This window comes from Chitinophaga sp. Ak27, assembly GCF_012726295.1.
Classification (GTDB): domain Bacteria; phylum Bacteroidota; class Bacteroidia; order Chitinophagales; family Chitinophagaceae; genus Chitinophaga.
This window is the reverse complement of sequence record NZ_JABAOB010000002.1, coordinates 149,673-172,327: the sequence shown is the minus strand read 5'-3', so window position 1 is coordinate 172,327 and position 22,655 is coordinate 149,673. Positions and strand designations below refer to the sequence as shown.

Sequence of the window (22,655 nt, the reverse complement as noted above, 5' to 3'; positions counted from 1 at the left end):
CCAATCGCGTTGATATTATTAAAATGAAAAAGTTAATCCAGCATTGATAACCCGCTGCTGAGGATAGGTACCTGTACCACCATTGGAAATCTCAGGATCAAAAATTTTCAGTTTGTCCCAGGTAATGAGGTTAATACCATTTACAAAAATCCGGGCATTGCTGAACCCTATCTGGCTAAGCCAAAACCGGGGAATATTATATCCTATCTCTACTGTCTTTAAACGCAGGTAATTGCTGGAATAGATCCAGAACGTGGAATTCTGCTGGTTGTTGGTATTGTCTTGTGAGGAGAGACGCGGATATTTATAATCGCCATCAGGATTGGAAGCTACCCAATGATTGTCTTTCACCTCTGCCAGCACGCCGGCAAATCTTGAAAATGGGAAAATACCGGATCCATTTACCAATAATGATCCACCATAAGCCCCCTGGAATAATACGCTGACATCGAAGCCTGCATAGTGGTAAGAAAGACTCACACCTAACATAGAGGTGGGCTGATTACGCTTACCAGGTAGGAAACCGGCATCAAGAGAGTTGATGATACCATCACCATTGATATCTTTGTATTTGATATCTCCCGGCTGAACGTTGCCAAACACGGATTGAGAAGGACTCTTTGCAATATCATCAGCATTCTTGAAGAAACCAATGGCAGTATAGCCATAAATAGATCCGACTTCTGTACCTGCTCTTGCCTGCCATTCCCGGCCTTTATAATCAGGCTGTGCATAGTAGGCAATGTTGTTAGTGGCATATGAATAGTTAACACGAACAGCGTATCCCTGCTTCCTGAACTCCTGCCGGTGCTCTATCGACAGATCAATGCCATGTTTATTCACAATGGCGGCATTCAATGCAGGTTGATTCAACAGTCCCACAGTGGCAGGCACTAGTTCTGAGTTAATCAGGATATCGTTGCGTTTCTCCCTGAAATATTCCACCGTCAGGTTCAATCCTCCTTTCCATAAACCGAGGTCTAATCCCAGGTCCGTCTTATATCCTTTCTCCCAGGTAAGATTAGGATTAGGAATACGCTGTTCATAGGCGCCGCCATAGCTGGTACCATCCCGGTTTACACCAAACTGGTATCCTGCATCATTCGGATTCCACTGGCTCAGATAGGAGAACCTGCCCGATGGCAATGCATAAGTACCGGTGATCCCATAAGAACCTCTTATCTTTATCTGATCAATAAAGTCCAGGCTGGGGCTCGACTTTATAAACTGTTCTTTTGCGATATCCCAGCCGGCAGAGATAGCGGGGAAGAAGCCAAAGCGCTTGCCTGCCGGAAAGTTTTCCGCACCGTTGTAAGCACCGGAAAACTGCACCGTATAACGGTTGTCGTAGTTATACATTACCCTTCCAACCACACCCTGGTTTTTGTATGGCAGCCCCGGGATAGCATTGGCCACTCCTCCATCTACTGCATCAAAAAATGAGGATTGCGTGTAAAGCACCATCGCCTGTACGGTATGACGTCCGAAAGTGTTGTCATAGTTGAGGTAGGTTTCCAAAGTCGTACGCCTGCTACCGTTAGCCGTCACACCATACCCAAGGGTACCATCCCCGTTTTCCACCACCTGGTAGGTACCGCTTCTCGCCAGGTCGGTAACTGTATCCGCTACTACTCCCGGCAACAGCTTGTACAGGAAAGTACGCCTGGAGAGGTCCCGCCGTACATTACGGTAGTTGGTGTTATCAAAAGACAGCCTTACTCTTGAACTGAGTCCTTTCAGGAAATAACGCATGTCCCATTTGAAACCGGCAGTTGACTGCAGGTTCGTTTCAAAATTCCGCTGGTAACCGGATTGGGTTAACTGCACATATGGAGAGGCCGGTACGTTGTTAAATGCCGCCGGGCTGCCATCGGGATTGGTGACAGGATACCACCAGGCGGGTGTTGATTTAATGGCGCCGAAAATATCACTTGCATTGGAGCCGGGATAGTTCCTGTCACGCACAATAGCTCCCAGTCCCAATTCCATGCTAAGGTCTTTCGACACCTGGAGATCAATATTGGAACGGAAGTTATACTTATTGGTAATGGCCTGCATGTTGTACCCTTTGATCTGATCTTCATACCGGTATAATCCATTTTGCCGTAAATATCCCATGGATACAAAGTATTTGGCAAATTCATTACCGCCGGTAACGTTGATATTTCCCTGTTGCATCAGGGAATAGGGCTTCAGCATCGCTTCCATCCAATCTATGTTGGGATAGATATATTGATAAGCGGGTTTGCTTCTATCGCGGTAATACTGCAACACAGAATCTGTGTACTGTATAGCCACCGGCAAGCCGTCGTTGATCAGGCCTTCACGGTACATGGTAAGCCCATCGTAAGAGTCGGCATATTTCGGCAGCCTCGTTGGGCTTTGCCACCCGTTTTGTAAGGTTACATTGATACGGGGTTTGGAAGAAGTACCTCTTTTGGTGGTCACCAGGATAACGCCATTAGCGCCGTTGATACCATAGATAGCTGTAGAACCGGCATCTTTCAGGATGCTGATGTCTGAAATCTCGTTGGGGTCAATGTCGCCAAAGGAGCGTTGGATACCGTCCACCAGGATAATGGGGCTGTTGTTGCCGGTAGTACTTAATCCGCGGATAAAGAGATTAGATCCGTCGGCGCCGGGTTCTCCGCTGTTTTGTACAGTGATGAGGCCTGGTAACCGCCCAGCCAGCGCATTACTGATATTGGCTACAGGACTCTGTCTTAGCTCCCTGGGGCCAATAGAGGCAATGGACCCGGTGAGATACTTTCGTTTCTGGGTACCATATCCCACCACGACCACTTCTTCGATGCTCTTGGCATTCAGCTGCAGTATCACATCTACCGGGAAGCGGGTGGTATTGAGTACGCTGACTTCCTGGGAAACATAGGTGGTATAGCTGATCACCAGTGTGCCGCCAATATCGGGCACCTTCATCGAAAACTTACCGGCATTGTTGGTGATCGTGGAAAGTTGTGTTCCCTTGAGCACAATGGTGGCGCCCACCAATGGTTCGCCGATATTGTTATAGACGGTGCCGCTGGCCTGGAAATACTGCCCCTGCCTCGTTGTTGGCGCAACAGGCTTGCCGCGGATAATAATGGTTTTGTATTTTAATTCATATACCAGCGGTTGGTTCCTGAAAACCTGTAACAGCACTTCTTCCAGCGGTTTATTGACTTCGTCTACCGTAACCGGCATGGCTTTTTTGAGCAGGTCGTCCTGGTATACAAAAGCATACCCGGTTTGTGACTTAATTTTCTCAAATATGGTCAGCAGCGGAAGGTTCGTACCTCTTATTGTTACGGTTTGAGCCATGGTGGTGGCATTCACCTGGAAGGTAGCAACAAGTAGAAAACAGATCATTAACTTCATGAGTAGAAAAAAACGGGCATGAAAGGGCCTCAGATATTTAAATCTGCCCCAAATGGGAATAAGATTCATTATCTTTAGAATGTTTGGGTGATAAATTGGTTGTAAAGCGATTTTCTTACAGACGGTTTAGGCCCAAATGTATCCATCCGGAAGTGTGTCCGCACTTCCGGATTTATTTTTTAGGACCTGCGTGTTCGTGGAATTTTAAGTACTATTCATTGTCAGCGATTTTGGGAATATGCTTATTTGGTTGATACAGTAATTTTATTGCCTGCTAGTTGAAAATGCACTGTACCGGTGGCTTCCAGGATGTCGAGCATTTGCCGGATATCGTTTTGCCTGGAAAAAACACCCGAGAGATAAATATGATCCACATTCCCCTGGTATTCTACCGATACATCATACCAGCGTGTAACTTGCCGCATGATACCTTTAATATCCATCCTGCTAAACCGGAACTCTCCATTCTTCCAGGCGAGCGCCCGTTGCAGGTCGGCCCTGGAAACTTTAAATCCTAAAGTTGTTTTCTCCAGCGAAGATTGTAAACCCGGCGATAGCAAGGCATTGTTACCGGAGTAGGCCGTTTCCACCTTTCCTTCCACTAACGAGGTTTCTATGGCTCCCTCATCGCTATAGGCCATCACGTTAAACTTGGTACCCAGCACCTTTACCTTCATGTCGTTGGGCAAACCTGCATTACGGACGGATACAATAAATGGAATATTATTGCCTTGTGCTGACATCGCCGTGGCGACTTCAAAATAACCTTCGCCAGACAATTCCACTTCCCGCAAGCTGCCACTGAATGGCACCGGGTACCGTAGCGACGAGGCGGCGTTGAGCCACACCTTTGTTCCATCAGACAAGGTAATACTGTATTGTCCGCTTTTGGGGGTGATAATAGTATTATACACCACCGTGGGTGATGATGAAACCTGCTGGGTAGGCACATAGGCCACCTTTCCATCTTCAGGTTTAATGATCTGCATGCCATTCTTGCTGTCAATAGGCCCGTCAGCCGTACTGTCCAGCGCAATAGCTTTGCCGTTGGCCAGGATAAGCGTTGCTTTACTGTTGCCTGTTGCAGTTCTCTTTTCTGCCACTTTAGCGATCAATGGTGTTTGCCGGTTTCGCTGCACCAGGAAATACAATCCAATGCCCAACAGCATAGCGGCCGCCGCAGCGAATTGCAACACCCGGGTGCGCCGCTCCTGTTGCCGCCTGATCGTCAGATCAATACTTTGGTTCAAGCGACGCTGTATTTTTTTGCCTATCTCCTCTCTCAATGCTGCCACCGCTTCATTGGCAGGTTCGGCGCCGGCATCGGATGAATAGAACCAGTCGTTTACCAGCCGGGTTTCTTCTTCGTTGGCTTCTCCACGCAAATACTTCTCTATGATGTGAATTGGTAAGTCCATGATAATAGAAGTATACTGAAGGAGATGAGATACCTATGCCGGATAAAAAAAAAGTGAGATTTTTTCTAAGCCATCTCGTATCGATTGCATTTCTAGGAATTTCCCCATTTATTTATTTAAATTGCTGTAGTAAACCTCCACGTTTTGAATACGATTGCTGCTTTGAAACAAGGTAACCTTTTGGTATTTAACGAAGTCTATTACGCCTGGCACAAAAGGGTCTATTATTTTATTCTTCAAAAAACCAAGTCATCCTTCATTGCAGAGGAGGTGACGCAGCTCACTTTCATCAAATGCTGGAACTACCGGGAAAATCTCACTGATGACCTCAATATACAGTTACAGCTATTCCGCATTGCACGTACCACCCTGATCGACTTTCTCCGCAAGGAAACTGTTTACAAGGAAAAGGTGATCCATGTAATAGATAAATATACCCTGCCGGTAGATGATCTCTGGGAGAAGCTGGCAGAGAAGGAATTACAGATGAAGTTGGCCAATGCCCTGAAAGAAATGCCGCCGATGCGTCGTAAGGTGTTCGAAATGAGTCGTTTTAAAGGGATGAGCTACCAGCAGATCGCACACGAACTTTCCTTGTCGTCCAGAACGGTGGAAACACATATTTTCCAGGCCATCAAGCAGATAAAATATTATCTCGGGCTCCTGATCTCCCTCCTGGCCTGGCTCAGCCGGTTTTAATTTTTTTTTTGAATCAGACTACGTAGTTCGGTCTTTACAAACGTATTACTTATCTATCAGCCTATTTAATATGATCAATGATGAATTACTGAAACGGTTCTTCAGCAATCAGTGTTCAACGGAAGAAGCCCGCATGGTAGCCAATTACCTGCTGGAACACCCTGATATGCTCGAGCAATACCTGCCGGAAGCCGAATTCCTGCAATCACAGGAAGATGGTCATTTCCCGGAAACCGTTTCCCAACAGTGGCTGAAAAATATTCATCAACAAACGGTTTTGGGTAATAACCGGAAGAAGTGGGCCAAACGACTGGCCATTGCCGCCGTTACCGCCGGCGCGCTGGTAGGCGGTACTATGTTATTGTTCCACCGCGACCAGCAAAAAAGTGCCGCTGTCGACCCGGGAATGACTATCACCATCCCTTCCGACCAACAGCAGCTGACCACCAACACCAGTGGTAAAGCCATGGCCATCGTATTGCCAGATGGTTCGGTAGTACAGCTGCTGCCGGCAGCCTCCATGGTATATAATAAACAATTCCGGGAAAACAGGAACATTTACCTGACCGGAGAAGCCGACTTTACAGTAGCCGCCGACAAATTACATCCCTTCGTAGTATATAGCGGAGAGTTATATACCACCGCCCTGGGCACCTTTTTTCATGTGAAAGCCATCCCCGGGGAAGATATGATCAGCATAAGACTAAATAACGGGAAAGTAATGGTACAAGGCTCCATCAATAAAAAGAAAATTATCAACGATGTGGTACTTACGCCCGGGAAAGAACTTAAGTACTACCGCAAAACAGGAAAAGCTTTTGTATCCGACTTCAATACCAGGGGTACAGACGTATTGGTAAAAGCCGGTAACAACGGCCCCGGTTATACGAAACCGGACTGGTATAAATTTAACAATCAACCAATGTCGCAAGTATTGGATCAGCTGAGTAATTACTATGGAATAGCCATCTATTATTATCCTTCAGACGTGATGGAGATTTATTTTGATGGTAAATTTGAAAAAACAGACTCACTGGAAAAGATCCTGACCGATTTGACGCTTCCCAATAACCTGAGGCTGATCCGGAATGATAGCGGATTTATAATTAAGAGGAAATAAAGAAATAATTCACCAATATAGTTCTATTCCATTTGCGACGCCTTAAGCGTTGAGGGCTTGCTTTGCCCTATACATTTAAAACACGTTCCAGTTATGAAGATGTTCTATCGACCAAAATGGCGCCTGTTCCTGCTACTTGTCATGTTGATATCAGGATTTTCAATGATCGCCCCCGCGCAAGGCCGCATGCAGGTGACCGGCACCGTGCGCACAGATCAGGGCGACCTTCTCCCCAATGCCTCCGTAGTAGCGCTTAATGAAAAAACAAAGTACACCGCCGGCGTGGTAACTGACAGCAATGGCGTATTCCGCTTCTCCGGATTACCCCCTGAAGGAAAATACGCTTTCAGCGTTTCTTACATGGGCTTCGAAACCCAGCGACTGAACAACGTATCCCTGAAATCAGGCGCCACACTCACGTTTTCCATACGCCTCGTCAAAACAGTGGCAGCCCTCAACGACATCGTCGTTATCGGTTACGGCACTGCCCGGAAGAAAGATGTGGTAGGCGCCTTTAACGTAGTAACGGTGAAAGAAGCCGGTGCTGTAAACGCCACCAACCCTTCCCAGTTACTCATCGGTAAAGCCGCCGGCGTACAGGTACTGCAAAGCAGTGGCATATTAGGCGCAGATGCCCAGATAATCATCAGGGGTACTGGTAGCTTTACCGACGTCAATCCCTTGTATGTGATAGACGGTATCCAGGGTACCAAAAACCTTTTTAACACACTCAATCCACAGGACATCGAAAATATCACTGTCCTGAAAGATGCCTCTTCTACCGCCATTTATGGTTCTGCAGCAGCCAACGGCGTGGTCATCATCACTACCAAAAAAGGAAAAACAGGTCCTCCCCGCGTTAGCTTTACCTCTCAATGGGGTATGGCTAAAGCCTGGAAACAACTGCACCTGCTCAATACTGCACAATATGTGGAAGCGCTGAAAGATCTTGCCGCTACCAAGAACACTGTGCTACCTGCCAAGTTCAACACACCAGGAGGCTTACAGGATAGCACCAACTGGCAGGACGCCATTTTCCATAACGCCATGGTGTCTGAAAATGACCTGAACATCAGCGGCGGCGGCGAAAAAGTAAACTATAGCGTATCTGCCACCTACATCGATCAGCAGTCTATCTTAACCGATGCCACCAACAAAAGATTCCAGGCACGCGTAGGCCTGGAGGAAACAATGGGCCGGTTCCGGTTTACACAAAACGTGATTGTACGCCAATACGTAGGTAAAGGCAACTACGCCAATATCATCAACGCCATACAGTATGCGCCCTATAAACCGGTGCTCGATCCATCTATCCAGGGCGGATACTCTATCGTTTCCAATATCGATGACTACAGCAATGCGGTGAACCCACTGCAGGAAATTGCGATGAAAAGTCAGACCGCCAAATCACTGGCTTTTTTCCCGCAACTATCCGGTGAAGTACGCATCATCGATGGATTAAAATTCCGCTCACAATTTGCAGCAGAAGTGAATTCCAGCCGCACCAGCAGCTACCAGAAACAGTACCAGTCCTCTAACTTCCTGAACCAGGCACGCCAGTCGATGCTTGTCTTTTCAGAAAACTCCTACTACATGCTGGAGAACTACCTGTCGTACGATAAATTATTCGGCAAACACCAGCTGGCTTTAATCGCAGGACAAAGCTACATTGACCCGGGACGTACCAACGGCTCGTCTATCAGGGGTACCGGTCAACCCAATGATAATCTCACAGATGTGGTAGTGGCCTCTTCCCAATCCGTTACCAATACCTATTCAAACTATTCACGCCCTTCCGTGATCTCTTATTATGCGCGGGCCAACTATACTTATGATGATAAATATATCCTGACGGCCAGCTACCGAAGAGACGGCGCCTCCAACTTCGGCCCTAATAACCGCTATGGTAATTTCACCGCCGGCGGTTTATCATGGCGCTTCTCAGAAGAAAACTTCCTGAAAAATAACTTTCCCATTTTATCAGATGGAAAGCTGAGCTTTAGCTGGGGACAAACCGGTAACAATAATATTCCTAACTTCCTCAACACATCCAAAACCTACCAGGGTACTCCCGGAGGAGCCCTGGTGTATTCTTTAGGCAGTACGGAAACATTTATATCCGGCACTACGCTGACCACCCTGAGCAATCCCGATTTAAAATGGGAACAAACCAACCAGGCTGATATCGGTCTCGACCTCGCCTTCTTAAATAACCGTCTCACCCTGGAAGCCGATTGGTACAATCGTAAAAGCACCGGCCTGCTGGTAACCACACTGCTGCCCGCCAGTATTGGTGTAAGCCCTACCGGCGCCCAGCCAAAGAAAACAGTTAACGCTGCCAACGCCCGTAACAAAGGCTTTGAGCTGACGATCGGATACCGCGATAAAATCAACAACAACCTCAGCTTCAATGTAAGCGTAAACGGATCTGTTAACCACAACGAAGTATTATCACTAGGTGACCAGTTCTCCGCCCCTATACAGGCCGGTGCCTTTACCCCCGTACCTACTACTACCTATACTGCAGCCGGCTATGCCATCGGTTCTTTCTACGGCTACCGTATGGACCATGTGGCCAGGGATGCTGACGAAATAACTGCCCTCAACCAGGAAGCAGCTAAAAAAACAGGCAACCCCAATGCCAGGTACCAGGATGGTTTGTTACCGGGAGACTTTATTTATAAAGATATCGACGGCGACGGCGTAGTAACTGCAAAAGACCAGGAAATATTAGGCAATGCCATTCCTAAATATGTATACGGTATCAACGCTGGTATCACGTATAAAAACTTTGACCTGAACCTCGTATTGTCCGGTGTTAGCGGCTCCAAACTCTTTAATGGATTGAAATTAAATACCAGCTTCATGTCTACCGGCCATAACGCTACCACCGACATCCTCGACAGGTGGCGTAAACCCGGCGACGTAGCTGCGCTGCCCCGGATAGGCCAGAATGTAACTGGCAACGGTAACCTCCGTCCATCTGACTGGTGGCTGGAAGATGGCAGCTACCTGCGTTTGCGCAATATTACCATCGGATACAACGCGCCTGCTGCTATGTTAAGCAATGTCACCAAAGGCACCCTGAAATCCCTGCGCATTTACATTGCCGCGCAAAACTTACTGACGTTCACCCGCTATACCGGCTATGATCCGGAGGTAGCGGGCGACTATATTTTTGCACGCGGCATTGATCAGGGACAGGTGCCACAGCCAAGAACCTTCCTGGCAGGTATTCAATTAGGGCTTTAATTTTTAAAAGTGATTTTATGAAGAAGTACATACGTCAACTGCTGCTGATAACAGGTCTGATGGCCATTTCCACGGGATGTAAAAAATCGCGCCTCGACCTGGTAGATCAGAGCGCCTACGCATACGATACCTATTTCACCAACATATCTGCCCTGAACCAGGCTACCATCGCCAGTTATGCCACCCTGCTGCACCCAGGGTTATGGGCCAGGGAATACTATTTCATTTTTGACCTGATGGGCCATGAAGCCAAACGCGCCAGCTTTTTGCTGGGAGCAGAACAGGAGTTGGGCGACTATACCTTCGGTACCAACAATGCAGACCTGGGCAACTTATGGGGTTCTCTTTACCGGATGATTTTCAGATGCAACCTGGTGATAGACCGGGCAGCCGCGTGGAATCCCACTGCCACCACGGATCGCGCAAAGCTGAATCAATACCTGGCCGAAGTAAAGTTCCTCCGGGCCTACGCTTACCTCCATTTAGTAACGTTATGGGGAGATGTGCCACTGTATACCGACTATCAAACCACCCTTCACAACAACTATTTATCCCGCAGCCCGGCCGCCGATGTATGGAAACAGATAGAAAAGGACCTGACAGAAGCTCAAAGCACCGCAGAATTACCTACTGTATATCCTTCCGCAGAATTGGGCCGCGTTACCAAAGGCGCTGTGATAGCCCTGCTCGGCAAAGTATACTTATACGAGAAAAAATGGCCGCAGGCACAAGCTTCCTTTGAAAAGCTGATGGGAGCACCTTACGCCTACAAACTCGACCCTTCCTTTGATAATGTTTTCAGCACTACCAACCAGAACACGCCGGAAAATATCTTCCAGATCATGGACCAGCAGTGGACCGACTGGGGTATTGGCTCCCCTTACTACATGTTTGGCAATGGCGCAGAGCAGGTAGGTAAACAAACACATACCGGTCGCGCGATGGAATATGGCTGGAACGACTGGAAGAACGTGTATATCAGCAATGCTGCCGTAAAAGCATTTACCTATCCCAATCCCACAACAGGTCTACCCTATATCGACCCTCGTGCTAATTCCACGTTCTATGGCACTCCGGCTTCCGGCGGAGATACCGCGTACTGCCAGCAATGCGCCACAGGCGCTAAACCGTATCCATTTGATGCTACCGATCCACAGGGTGATTATCGCTGGAAAAAATATGAATATTACAACCTGGTGGAAAAGTATGGTGATCCCAAAAGCCCGATTAACGGGCAGGTGATCCGCCTGGCCGACGTAATGCTGATGCTGGCCGAAGCACATATCCAGCAAGGCAATACCGGCGATGCACCACTGGCACTGATCGACAGCGTACGTTCCCGCTCACATGCCGTTTTGTACACCACGCTGGGCGACAAAAACAACGCGATGAAAATATTGATGCGGGAACGCCAGCTGGAATTATGCGGAGAACAATGCCGGTATTTCGACCTGTTGAGATGGGGCCTCCTTAAACAAACTATCAACGCAGAAAAGGCCATAGAACCAGGCACTGGAACACAACCTTTCCAGGATAAAAACCTGTTGCTCCCTATACCTGATGTTGAGAAAAACTATAATCCAAATGTTGCCAAGGACATCAAAAACGGTTGGAATTAAAACACGTAAAACTATCACCGCCGGCGAAAGGGCCTTACACGGCAGATAAAATAACAGCTGGCCTTCCATCCGGTCACCCCAATCGTTTTTCTTCCCTGTTGTCAACGCCAAGGGATTTACCACGAAGCCCCCGCTGTAGCGGGGCTTTTTGTATGTAAACAACTATAAGTAGTGCCGTTACCACCAATAGTTTTCATTTTTAGTTGATTCTGGAAAGGATGCAGCCTATCTTCGTTTTATCGAAAAATAAATATATCGTGTATGGACACTAAGGTAATCGGCGGCAAAATCGCCAAAGCACGAAAGGCAATGGGAATGTCTCAGGCAAAGCTTGCCCAACAACTGTTTATTAGTCCCCAGGCGGTGGGAAAATGGGAACGTGGAGAATCCATGCCTGATATCACTACGTTTAACCGTCTTACGGAGATATTAGGCGTAGACCTAAACCATTTTTCAGCAGGCACGTCCACCACGGATAATGAACTATCAACACTGGTGAAACAACCGGTAGTGGAGGCCAGCGAGCCTTCGCCCTCATCTTCGCCCGGGCGGCAGGTACAAATTGACCTCACCGCCATCGACCTGCAAAAAGGCGATTTTGCCGGCGTTACTTTACATAAAGGAAAATTCGAAGCGAGCTCCCTCCGCGGAGCCAACTTTGCAGGCGCTGACCTCACCGGGACTTCATTTGACGTAGTGGATGCCCGCGAAGCCAATTTTGATGACGCCCACCTGAAAGACTGCCGTTTCTCCACCACTGATCTTACAGGCGCCAGCTTCCGTGCATCTGTCCTGGTAGGCACTACCCTGCATATCTCAGGACAAGGCGCCCAATTCATAGGCGCTGCCCTCACAGACGTTCAGCTCACCAAAACGGACCTTAGAACAACGATCTTCGAGCAATGCGTTTTTAATAACGTTGACTTTAATCACTGCGATTTACAAGGCGTATGCTTTGATGGGCAGTCATTCACCGGCGTCCGTTTTAACAAGTCTGCCTTGAAAGATGTGTCATTCAGAGGGGCCACACTCAGGAATGTATCTTTTACGCTGCCTTTTTCACTCACCAACAAATCATACCTCGCGATCAAAACTATGTGCTTTGACGGCGCCTCGATGGATAAATTGACCTATGCGGCGCTGAAAGGATTACGCGTGATTGATTTATCAAAAGTTACTGTTATATAAATACCATTCGCTCGATATGCCCACGGATCAATAAATCTCCCAAAATCCCCGCCCAATTTGTACTTTTGCCGAAATCATCATGCATGCTCAAGGAAAAGATACATCAGCCAGGGTCCAATTTGGTCTTTTATAGTTTGACGCCACCGAAGGCTACTACTCAGTCCGAACAGGTAAAAATTATTGCCGGCAAACAAGTTGAAAGGCTCCAGGGACTTTCCATTGATGGGCTGTTGCTCTACGATATCCAGGATGAATCTACCCGGACAGAAAAGGAAAGAACCTTTGCTTTCCAATCTACCATTACGCCGGAGGACTATAGCAAAAACTATTTAGCCTCACTGCAAGTCCCCAAAGTGATTTACAAAAGCATTGGCAACCTGGATAAAGCACAGTTTACCAACTGGCTTCAGGCCAATCAACATATCGATTACGCCGTTTTTGTAGGCGCCTCTTCTCACCAACAGGTGGAAGCCACTAACTTTTCTCTCCAGGATGCATATGACCTGCGGAACCAGTATGCCAAGTCGCTCGTATTAGGTGGAGTTACCATTCCCGAGCGCCATACCAAAAAAGGCGACGAACACCTCCGCATCTTCAGTAAAATAAACCAGGGATGCAGCTTTTTTGTATCGCAGTGCGTTTATAGCCTGAATGATACAAAAAACCTTCTCTCCGACTACTATTATGCCGGGCAGGATAACGACCAATCACTTTCCCCGTTAATCTTCACCCTGGCGCCTTGCGGATCGCTCAAAACATTGCAGTTTATGGAATGGTTGGGCATAGAAGTACCAAAGTGGCTTTATAACGATCTAAAACACTCGAAAGATATTTTGTCTTCCTCCATCGAAACCTGCAAGAATATCGCGATAGAAATTCTGAACTATACGCAGGCCAAAAATATTCCTATCGGTTTTAATATTGAAAGCATCTCTATTAAAAAAGAGGAAATAGAAGCTGCCAACGAACTGTTAAAAGATGTATTGCAGTTAGCAAAGGGTGCCGGCACTTCGGCTGGCAGCCTTGATCTGGCAACGCATACCGACAATCTCCGGCTGATCTCCTGATAAGCGCATTAGTTATACATTCCAACGCGTTTGATATGGCGAAGACGACAACACCGGTTAATACCTGTCTGTCCGCCGCCGCTCCGGACGCGTTGGTTGTTCTTCCGGCATTTTCTTCTCTTTACTTTTAGTCGCTTTGCCAAACCGCCAGTTAAACGCGATCGCAACAGATCTATTATAGTGATAGGTCGTCGACTGCTGATTAAACGCAGGAGCGGTTGCCATACTACGCTGCCGGAAGTTACGCTGAAAGGGATTCACCACTGACAGCGTAATGCTTGCCCGTTTTTGCAGCACTTCTTTCTGAACGGCTATACGGTAGGTATAGTCCGATGTACTTTTACCTTGCAGTGTTATAAAGCCATTGTTATAGTCGCCGGATAACTCAAACGTATACCCGCTGGGAATGGTATAGGAAGTATTTATATTGAAAGCATGAAAGAAGCCGCTGTTACCAGCCTGCAATGCATTACTTTTAAACCACACCTGGTACAACTCCAGACCTCCGTTGATTGTCCAGCTATCGCTGAGCTGCGTATATGCATTGATATTTGCCCCCAACCGTTTGTTAGCAGCAATATTCTGGGGTAACGTCCGTGAAATACCATTGCTATCAACAGTTAAAAGCGATTCAATAGAGTTGGAGTTAAAGTTAAAGTAAACGCTGCTAACGAGGTTAAGACCGGAAGCTGCGCTATAAATGTGAGATGCTTCTAACATGCGTGTAAGTTCCGGACGTAATCGGGGATTACCCATAGTCAGGTTACGGGGATCACTGGCATCTATGTAGGGATTGAGGTCCCAGATAAAGGGCCGGCGAATGCGTTCCGTATAGCTGAACTTAAGCTCATGCGCTTCATTAACTTTTTTCGCAATTAACAGGTTAGGAACCAGGTTACTGAAATTGGCGCCAAATGAAGGCTTGGTTCCTTTGAAGGCCGCGTTTATCCGCGTATACTCGTAACGGGCGCCCAGGCGGAAGCGCCAGTTGTTCTTCGTTTGGAGCTCTGTGCTGACATAGGAAGCAAAAACATCCTGGAAGTACGTCATAGAATCGCTACGCTCCTGGTCCTGCTTCAAATCCTTACTACCACGGTTGTTTATATTATTGTAAACGGCAAAGTTGCTGGTAGCATCATTTTTACTCCAACGCACACCCATTTCAATAAAACTGTTCCCTGCTTTATTAAAAGGATGCGTATAATCAGCCTGGAAGCTGTAATCCTTACTCCTTCCGGAGTTAGGACTCACTTCCCGGAAAAAATGGGTACCATCAATTGTGAATTGATCTGTCTGGTAACTGAAACGGTCTGTAGAACGGCTAAGATTTCCCAATAACTGTAACGATTGCTTCTTGCGTTTAAACCGTTTCTGGTAATTTAATGAAAGATCAATGTAATGAAAGCGTCCCTGCTGATCTGAGCTTTGGTTATAGCGCGACGGATTGTTGGCATCTCTATAATCATTATACAAATTGCTACGTACCGGCCATTGATCATGCCAATAAGAAAGCGTTGTACCGAATTTCTGCGTTGAATCAGGCCGGTATTCCATACCCATTTCCAGGCTGGCTCCTTTTGTCCGTTGCCGGCTATCAGCTCGCTGCACCAGGCTGCCCGCTGGCTGTCCTTTGTAAAATGATGCCCGGTTTAGCTCATTCTCTTTTTGCGTTTGCTCAAACATGCCGCTGGCCATAACACTAAAGTCCAACTTAGCGCCCGACATGTTCAGGCCGATACTGGCAGACTGTTCCCGGTTTCCCATGCTTATATCAACCGTACCGGAAGTACTTTTTATCTTCTCCTTCGTAATGATATTAATCACACCTGCTGCTCCTTCTGCTTCATACCTGGCCGAGGGGGCCGTAATTACCTCAATCGATAATATGGAGCTGGCGGGGATCATCTTCAAAGCTTCCTTCAGATTTTTGGCAAGGATGCCTGACGGCATACCATTCAGAAGAATCTTAATGTTTGAATTTCCCCGGAGGCTGACAACACCATCGGCGCTGACAGTTACCATGGGTGCCTTCCGCAGCACATTTGCGGCCGACCCGCTTTTATTACCAATATCAGCGGCCGCATTATATACCAACTTATCTCCTTTGCTTTGTACCAAAGGCTTACGCTTTTTCACTTCAATTACCCGCAACTGCTGGCTTTGCCTTAACAGGGTAAATTTAATGACGTCTCCCGTGGATGCCTTCACGTCTATCGTTCCCGAGTAGGGTTCATAGCCCGTATGCGAAATCGTTAAAAAATAAGTGCCTTTTTCCTGCACTGTCAAATTAAACGCACCTGCGGCATCTGTCAATGCAGTTTTAATAACGGCTTGGCCTTTATCTTTCAACAGGATGGTGGCCAGTTCAAGCGGCTTATTATCCAATGCATCCAGGACCACTCCTCTTACTTTAAAAGAAGCCGTACCACCGGAAATAATGGATTGTGCGCGCACCGGCAAAGAAGCGATGATTAAAAATAAAATAGCGGCAAATTTACCTGGCATCTGATTTATCAATTTAATATTGACGGGTATAATTTTAGTCGGCACAAAAGAAAATGTTTATTTTTCCACCGGGAAATGAGAATGAGTAAAGCCTATATTTTAATGACGAACGTCCTTCATCATTTAGTTTTCCGGTATACATAGAAAAATCTGACATTGCTGGCACTGGCAATACAATAGAAGATAATAGCTATGACAAATTGGTTCAAAAAACGTTACTTGCAGGAGATCGGGATCTTTGTCGCCATGTTTATCCTGACGATGGTGAATCAATTTTTCCAACTGGATTCATTCACGGCGCTTTTCAAGGGACTTGTTTTCTTTATCATCATATATGCGCTGGCGCAGCTGCATTGGCACTTTATTTTCCCGTTGTTCTGGAACAGGAAGTATGGAAAATATGCGCTGATATCCCTGGGAGCTTTACTGCTGGGTACCTTCATACTCTGGCCGGTAGATTTCTTTTGGGTGGAACCCGGCATACTCCCCCAGGAAAATATACTGTATGTTTTATTATACTATTTTGTTATCAATATCGCCAGCGTAAGTACGATCATGTTTTTATTCCTCGTCAGGCAGCATGCCTCACAGATCCGGAAAAGGACGGAAGACAGGCTGCTACTCGCTGAAATGAATATAAGGTTGCTGCACGCACAGCTGAATCCTCACTTTCTTTTCAACATGTTCAACAATCTTTATGGGGTCAGCCTGACCGAACCCGATCGGGTTCCCCAGCTGATTTTAAAGTTATCGCAGCTCATGCGATACCAGCTGGAAGATGGACGAAAGCCGCAGGTGAAGCTCCAGGAAGAGATTTCTTTCATAGAAAATTATATCGCTATTGAAAAAGAGCGGGTGGGACAGCGTTGCGAAATTACTTTTGTCGTGCATGCGCAGCAGCCTGGCCTGGAAAAGATAACTATTGCGCCGTTGATCCTGATTACGCTTATAGAGAATGCCTTTAAACATAGTACTACCGCCGCCGGGCGATCGTTTGTGGATATCAACATCCAATTAAATGGCAGTACCCTGATGGTAGTCATTGCCAACTCGTTAGGCGATCTTCCCCCTCAAAGCAACTCTACCGGTATTGGCCTGGCCACTATCCGTGAGCGCCTGGAACTATTGTATGCAGGAAAGTATCATTTGGATATTTCCTCCAACGAAAGTGAATTCAGAGTTATTTTAAAAATGCAATTAAACTATTAGTAGCCGATGGAATCATTACGCTGTATCGTAGTTGACGATGAAGAGGGCGCACACCGGGTGCTTGACCACTATATTAAAGCGACCAGCAGCCTGGTATTGGTGGGTAACTTCTATAATGCCGTGAGTGCCATGGACTTCCTATTTAAGCATCCCGTTGATTTACTCTTCCTGGATATTAACATGCCGGGCATCTCCGGGCTCGATATGCTGGAAGCCATGTCCAATCCACCGCTGGTAGTATTAACTACGGCTTATACCCAGTATGCACTCACAGGGTATAAATACCGGGTAGTCGATTACCTGGTGAAACCCTTTGAAATAGCCAAATTTATGGCCGCCGTGGATAATGTGTTTGCCCGTTTCAAACCTCCTGTTGCCCGTCACGCAGACATTCCCCCACCACAAACATCAGACATCTCCTTAATATTAAAAGTCGATACAGGTATCGTCAGGATAATGACCAATGATATTACCCATATTCAAAGCTATGGCAACTATGTAAAGGTATTTACAAAGGATAAAATGTACCTGAGCGCCTCCACTACCAGCGAAATAGAACAACAGCTGGATAAACGTCATTTCAAGCGCATACACCGTTCGTATATTGTAGCGCTGTCAAAAATACAGTCCCTCGAAGGAGCACAGGTACTGCTGGAAAATGGTTTGACGTTGCCTGTTGGCAAGACTTACAAACGCGAAATCTGGGAGTACTTTACGAACAAACGCTCAGCTCAATAGAGGGAAAATAACAACGGCGCGTTTATAGATTACCAGGGGGAATTTTTTGAATAAAATTCCCATATACCTGTAGCGGGAAACACATGCGTATTAAGTATCATATTTATAAAATTCATTTGTGAGTACAGATGACCTTTACAAACAGTTCCAATTAGTATTTGAACAGTATTATAACCCGCTTTGCAAGTACGCCACCAGCTTTATCAAGGAAAAGGAGGTGTGTGAAGATATCGTGCAGGATGTTTTCGTGAAGATATGGGAAAACCGAAGAGATATCCTGGTGGTCGAAGGTGTAAAATTTTATCTTTTCACCGCTGTTCGCAATAACTGCCTGACTCACCTGCACCGTGGGCAGCGCAGGCCTGTGTACAGTTTGACCGACATGGATATAGAAGAAGATGCCTGGCCGGTAGGCACAGAACCAGGTGAAGGCGAGCTGGTAGATTATAAAGCATTGTTGGGAAAAGGAATTGACCAGCTTCCCACCAAATGCAAGGAAGTATTTCTATTAAGCCGCCTGGGGAATTTCAGTAACCAGGAGGTAGCAGACAACCTTGGCATATCCATTAAAACGGTGAATAACCAGCTTTGGAAAGCGTTGAAGTTCCTGAGAAATTTCGTTAAAAGTACCTTATAAACCATCTTTAAATTATTTCTTCCTGCTTGTAGGAATTTCACAAATAATTATGTTTTAGTAAATGGGAGAAGAAAACAAATGGAACAATTACCTGACCATATAAAAAAACTACTGCTCAGAAAGCTGCATGGTATATCCGCCAAAGCAGACGACAAAATAATTGCCGACTGGGCATCGCAGGACCCTGCCTATGAAGAAGAAATCGCGCAGCTGACTACCACCTGGCGCATGACAGACGAATGGCTGGAAGAAAAAGAATTTGATACCAGTAGCGCATGGTCAAAAATAGACCAACGAATTGCACTGGCCACGGAGAAAAAAAATGATACGACCAACACCGTTTTCTGGATGAATACGCTCCTAAAAACACTAGTGGCAGCAGCTATTGTAGCAGGATTCATTTTCGGTGGCTGGTTTTGGTATAACAAACGGCAGGAGTCCTTTACCATCATTACCGCTGCCACTGATCAGCATATAACACTATCTGAAGGCACTACGGTATGGTTACGGAAAGGAGCAACTATCCGGTTTCCCCAAATATTTAAAGCTGATGAGCGGAAAATATATCTTTCAGGGGAGGCTTATTTTGATGTAAAAACAATCATACAGCAGCCATTCCGTATCGAAACCGGGAAAGGACTCATCACGGTACTCGGTACCTCTTTCCTCGTAAATGCAGGGCAGCAACACGAAAGAGTAGCCGTCGTTACCGGCAAGGTATTGTTTGCAGATAAAGATCATCCGCAAAAAAGATGTACGCTATCTGCCAATGAAGAAGCCATCTTCACAGGAGAAACATTTGAAAGAAAAACATTTACCAGCTCACCGCTGCAATGGCAACAGGAAGAATTGAGTTTCAGGAGCACCTCCTTAAAAGAGGTGATCCAAACACTAACTATTTTTTATAACCATCCTGTTAAAATTGATAGCACACAGACGCCGGGGGCTGGCGAAATATCAATCACCGCCAGCTTTGGAAAAGAATCGTTATATCAGGCAGTAGATGAAATAGCAAAATTAACAGGACTACATTACCGACAACAACAAGACACCCTTATTCTGTACTAACTTTTTATTTGACTTATTGTAAGGAATTTTCAGCATAGCAGATACACACACATTTGCGGCCGGCGGTCGTTACGGCATTGTCATTTCAACAGCTATCATGCCGTCGGCATTCTCATGTCCGTAGTACTGCTTTGTACTGCATTGAGCACTCAGGCCCAGCAATCCCTTACAAAGAAAACATTTGTGTGCCATGCTGCCACCGGTAGCATTCCTTCCTTATTATCGAAAATAAGCAGTTACAGCGGCACGGTGATCGAATATTCTACCAACTACCTCACTACCGACAGCACCTATGCTATTGCCGATGGCAACATCATGCTGGGCACTATACTGCATAAGTTACTGAGCGGACAACCGGTGACGATAGAAGAAATAAACAACAAGATCATTCTTCTGCCCGCAAAAAAATTACCTCAGCGGTATCCCCTCTATGGCTTTACGATGGAAGAAGGCAGCCTGGAACCATTGGCCTATGCCACTGTGCAGGACCTGGCATCCGGTCAGATCTGCCAGGCCAACAGGTTTGGTTACTACAACATGATGTTATCACCAGGCAAACATTACCTGGAAGTAAAACACAGCAGCCTGCCTCCCAAAACAATCACCATCCTGATCGAGGCTTCTACCAAAAAAAACCTGGTGATCTCCCCGGTTAAACTGCCGGAGGTGAAAATTGATGCGGGTAATATCCTTCAACCCGATGGCGGCTCCCGGATGGATAAATACCAAACAGATGCCTATAACAACTTCCTGGGAGAAACAGATCCGGTCAGATCCCTGTACCTGTTGCCAGGCAATGTGGAAACACAGGAAACTACCGGAAAACTAGTGGTCAGAGGCGGCGATCCGGATCAGAGCATTTTCCTGTTGGATGGCAACCAGGTATATAATCCCAGTCACCTGCTGGGTGAAATTTCCATTGTCAACAGTACCCTGGTTAAATCGATCCGGCAGTATAAAAATGATTTCCCCAGCCGTTTCGATGGTGCTATCTCTTCTATCACGGAAGTGAATACCCGGGATGGCAACATGGATAAATGGACGGGAGAAGCCAATGCCGGACTGCTGGCTGGCGCCATGTCCGTAGAAGGGCCGTTACGAAAACATACAACCGCTATGATGTTCTCGATGCGCCATAGCTGGTCCAATCCCCTGTTAAATATCCAGGATGATAACTACCGGCTGCGGTTCTATGACATCCATTTTAAGTTAACACATCTCCTGGATGCCAATAATAAACTGATGTTTACCGGCTACCTCGGCAAGGACCACCTGAACCTCAACCGCCCGGACTATCAGCGTTTGCAGGCCTGGGGAAACCGGCTGGGAACGCTTAACTGGATTCATTTACTCGGCGCCCGCTCGTTTGTAAGCACTACTGTAAATGCCAGCAACTACCGTAATCTCGCCGGGATTAAGTTCGCGCTATTCAATGACTCTACCCGGCAAACTGAAGATAGTAAAGCGTTTAACAACTATGCTTCTATTGACAAGCTGGAAGCAAAAAGTCAGTTTGAATACAACGCATTACCCAATGCCAGGTTCCGGTTTGGGGCCCGGTACGCCCATACCACCATCAAACCTTTCAATACCAACATCTCCCCGGAATTCCTGGAACAGGTGGATTACTATCAGCCCATGCAACCCCTTCGCTTCGGCGAATTTGCCCTTTATGCTGAAAATGAATGGCGCATTGGGTCTAATATTTTAATCCGGCCAGGGCTGAACTATGCCACCTACAAATTCCGTGATTATACCCACCGTTCCCTGCAGCCCCGGCTATTTGCCGCATGGCGGATTAATAAAGACCAGCAGTTTACTTTTTCGTATGCCCGCATGGTACAATACCTCCACCAGGTAACCACGCCGTTTTTGGGCATCAACAGCGAGTTTTGGGTACCCAGTACCGGGTTACTGCGTCCTGTGGAAAGCCATATGCTCAACCTGGGATATAATTTCAATGATAAAAAAGGACTATTCCTCTCTGCAGATGCCTATTACAAGGCGATGAGAAATAATACCAACTTCGCGGAAAAGGGGAATATTTTCTATGATGAAGAAACCTGGGAAACAGATATCCTTGCCGGAAAAGGCTGGAGCTATGGCCTGGAGCTGCTATCCAGGAAGCAAATCAACAAATGGCAGTTCCAGCTCTCTTATGCCCTTACGTGGAGCGAAAGACAGTTTCCGGGTATTAACGAAGGAAAAAAATATCCATTCCGCTACGACCGGCGGCATAATTTAAATGCCACCATCAACTATAGCCCGCTTAAAAACTGGGAGCTGGGCCTGGTATGGTATTTCAGCTCCGGCGATGCTGAATTCCTGCCCCCTGGAACAAACGAAGACTTTGATACCCCCACACCCGTAAATCCGGGCAATAAAGAACCCGACAATAATAATCCTTTTGTATTTGACAGAAGCGGGTACCGGTTCAAACGACTACCAACCTATCATCGCCTGAACTTTAATACCAGCTTCTTTTTCCCTACCGGTAAGCACCTTGCTCACAAGTTATCTGCCGGTCTTTACAATGCCTACCAGGCCCGTAATAAATATATTCCGGATGTCTGGAACCTGGAAAATAGTGGCTACAATACTACTTTATCGGGAAACCGTTTATTTGATCTCACCTTTTATTTGTCCTATACGCTTAAATTCTGACTTTTTTTTCTCCGGCGTAGGAAGTTTCCACTTTTTGGTGTTTTCATGACAGATATGGTTATGTTGACCCCAAATATAACTTTTGGCTCATATCAT

Annotated in this window: 14 protein-coding genes; 11 read left to right on the top strand and 3 right to left on the bottom strand. The window is 46.5% G+C overall.

The genetic code is table 11. The features are described 5' to 3' along the window. Positions 1 to 18: 18 nt before the first annotated feature. Positions 19 to 3,375: a TonB-dependent receptor gene (locus tag HGH90_RS08565; RefSeq protein WP_168764404.1), complete on the bottom strand. Its 3,357-nt coding sequence runs from the start codon at positions 3,373 to 3,375 to the stop codon at positions 19 to 21. Positions 3,376 to 3,617: 242 nt separating this feature from the next. Further along, positions 3,618 to 4,793, bottom strand: a complete 1,176-nt coding sequence (locus tag HGH90_RS08560; protein ID WP_169190877.1) for a FecR family protein — start codon at positions 4,791 to 4,793, stop codon at positions 3,618 to 3,620. A 144-nt stretch (positions 4,794 to 4,937) separates the two neighbouring features. On the opposite strand from HGH90_RS08560, the gene HGH90_RS08555 reads away from it, so the two are divergent. The 6 genes from HGH90_RS08555 (at position 4,938) to HGH90_RS08530 (ending at position 13,738) form a co-directional block, all read left to right on the top strand. Next, a complete protein-coding gene (locus tag HGH90_RS08555; RefSeq protein WP_169190876.1) occupies positions 4,938 to 5,492 on the top strand; it encodes a sigma-70 family RNA polymerase sigma factor in 555 nt (184 codons plus the stop codon). A gap of 70 nt (positions 5,493 to 5,562) precedes the next feature. Next, entirely contained in the window at positions 5,563 to 6,612 is a 1,050-nt protein-coding gene (locus HGH90_RS08550) for a FecR family protein (protein WP_169190875.1), read from the top strand. A 93-nt stretch (positions 6,613 to 6,705) separates the two neighbouring features. Next, positions 6,706 to 9,864: a SusC/RagA family TonB-linked outer membrane protein gene (locus HGH90_RS08545; RefSeq protein ID WP_169190874.1), complete on the top strand. Its 3,159-nt coding sequence runs from the start codon at positions 6,706 to 6,708 to the stop codon at positions 9,862 to 9,864. A 17-nt stretch (positions 9,865 to 9,881) separates the two neighbouring features. Beyond that, entirely contained in the window at positions 9,882 to 11,483 is a 1,602-nt protein-coding gene (locus tag HGH90_RS08540) for a RagB/SusD family nutrient uptake outer membrane protein (RefSeq protein WP_168764409.1), read from the top strand. A gap of 261 nt (positions 11,484 to 11,744) precedes the next feature. Continuing rightward, positions 11,745 to 12,671, top strand: coding sequence for a pentapeptide repeat-containing protein (locus tag HGH90_RS08535; protein ID WP_169190873.1), 927 nt, complete (start codon positions 11,745 to 11,747; stop codon positions 12,669 to 12,671). A gap of 83 nt (positions 12,672 to 12,754) precedes the next feature. Continuing rightward, a complete protein-coding gene (locus HGH90_RS08530; RefSeq protein ID WP_168764411.1) occupies positions 12,755 to 13,738 on the top strand; it encodes a methylenetetrahydrofolate reductase in 984 nt (327 codons plus the stop codon). A 57-nt stretch (positions 13,739 to 13,795) separates the two neighbouring features. On the opposite strand, the gene HGH90_RS08525 is transcribed toward HGH90_RS08530, so the two are convergent. Beyond that, positions 13,796 to 16,243, bottom strand: coding sequence for a TonB-dependent receptor domain-containing protein (locus HGH90_RS08525; protein ID WP_169190872.1), 2,448 nt, complete (start codon positions 16,241 to 16,243; stop codon positions 13,796 to 13,798). 192 nt (positions 16,244 to 16,435) lie between these two features. On the opposite strand from HGH90_RS08525, the gene HGH90_RS08520 reads away from it, so the two are divergent. The 5 genes from HGH90_RS08520 to HGH90_RS08500 all read left to right on the top strand — a co-directional run bounded on the left by HGH90_RS08520 (position 16,436) and on the right by HGH90_RS08500 (position 22,559). Continuing rightward, positions 16,436 to 17,452, top strand: a complete 1,017-nt coding sequence (locus HGH90_RS08520) for a sensor histidine kinase (RefSeq protein ID WP_169190871.1) — start codon at positions 16,436 to 16,438, stop codon at positions 17,450 to 17,452. A gap of 6 nt (positions 17,453 to 17,458) precedes the next feature. After that, positions 17,459 to 18,190 (top strand): LytR/AlgR family response regulator transcription factor, encoded by a 732-nt coding sequence (locus tag HGH90_RS08515; RefSeq protein ID WP_169190870.1) that lies wholly within the window; start codon positions 17,459 to 17,461, stop codon positions 18,188 to 18,190. Positions 18,191 to 18,308: 118 nt separating this feature from the next. After that, positions 18,309 to 18,827, top strand: coding sequence for an RNA polymerase sigma-70 factor (locus HGH90_RS08510; protein ID WP_169190869.1), 519 nt, complete (start codon positions 18,309 to 18,311; stop codon positions 18,825 to 18,827). A 78-nt stretch (positions 18,828 to 18,905) separates the two neighbouring features. Next, positions 18,906 to 19,895 carry a FecR family protein gene (locus HGH90_RS08505; RefSeq protein ID WP_169190868.1) on the top strand — a complete coding sequence of 330 codons (990 nt, stop codon included), beginning with the start codon at positions 18,906 to 18,908 and terminating at the stop codon, positions 19,893 to 19,895. Positions 19,896 to 20,009: 114 nt separating this feature from the next. Continuing rightward, on the top strand, positions 20,010 to 22,559 hold the full coding sequence (locus HGH90_RS08500; protein WP_169190867.1) for a TonB-dependent receptor plug domain-containing protein: 2,550 nt from the start codon (positions 20,010 to 20,012) through the stop codon (positions 22,557 to 22,559). Positions 22,560 to 22,655: the final 96 nt, after the last annotated feature.

Coding starts and splice junctions, on each gene's coding strand:
- HGH90_RS08565 (WP_168764404.1), bottom strand. CDS start 3,375: ATGAAGTTAATGATCTGTTTTCTACTTGTTGCTACCTTCCAGGTGAAT.
- HGH90_RS08560 (WP_169190877.1), bottom strand. CDS start 4,793: ATGGACTTACCAATTCACATCATAGAGAAGTATTTGCGTGGAGAAGCC.
- HGH90_RS08550 (WP_169190875.1), top strand. CDS start 5,563: ATGATCAATGATGAATTACTGAAACGGTTCTTCAGCAATCAGTGTTCA.
- HGH90_RS08545 (WP_169190874.1), top strand. CDS start 6,706: ATGAAGATGTTCTATCGACCAAAATGGCGCCTGTTCCTGCTACTTGTC.
- HGH90_RS08540 (WP_168764409.1), top strand. CDS start 9,882: ATGAAGAAGTACATACGTCAACTGCTGCTGATAACAGGTCTGATGGCC.
- HGH90_RS08535 (WP_169190873.1), top strand. CDS start 11,745: ATGGACACTAAGGTAATCGGCGGCAAAATCGCCAAAGCACGAAAGGCA.
- HGH90_RS08530 (WP_168764411.1), top strand. CDS start 12,755: ATGCTCAAGGAAAAGATACATCAGCCAGGGTCCAATTTGGTCTTTTAT.
- HGH90_RS08525 (WP_169190872.1), bottom strand. CDS start 16,243: ATGCCAGGTAAATTTGCCGCTATTTTATTTTTAATCATCGCTTCTTTG.
- HGH90_RS08520 (WP_169190871.1), top strand. CDS start 16,436: ATGACAAATTGGTTCAAAAAACGTTACTTGCAGGAGATCGGGATCTTT.
- HGH90_RS08515 (WP_169190870.1), top strand. CDS start 17,459: ATGGAATCATTACGCTGTATCGTAGTTGACGATGAAGAGGGCGCACAC.
- HGH90_RS08505 (WP_169190868.1), top strand. CDS start 18,906: ATGGAACAATTACCTGACCATATAAAAAAACTACTGCTCAGAAAGCTG.
- HGH90_RS08500 (WP_169190867.1), top strand. CDS start 20,010: ATGTCCGTAGTACTGCTTTGTACTGCATTGAGCACTCAGGCCCAGCAA.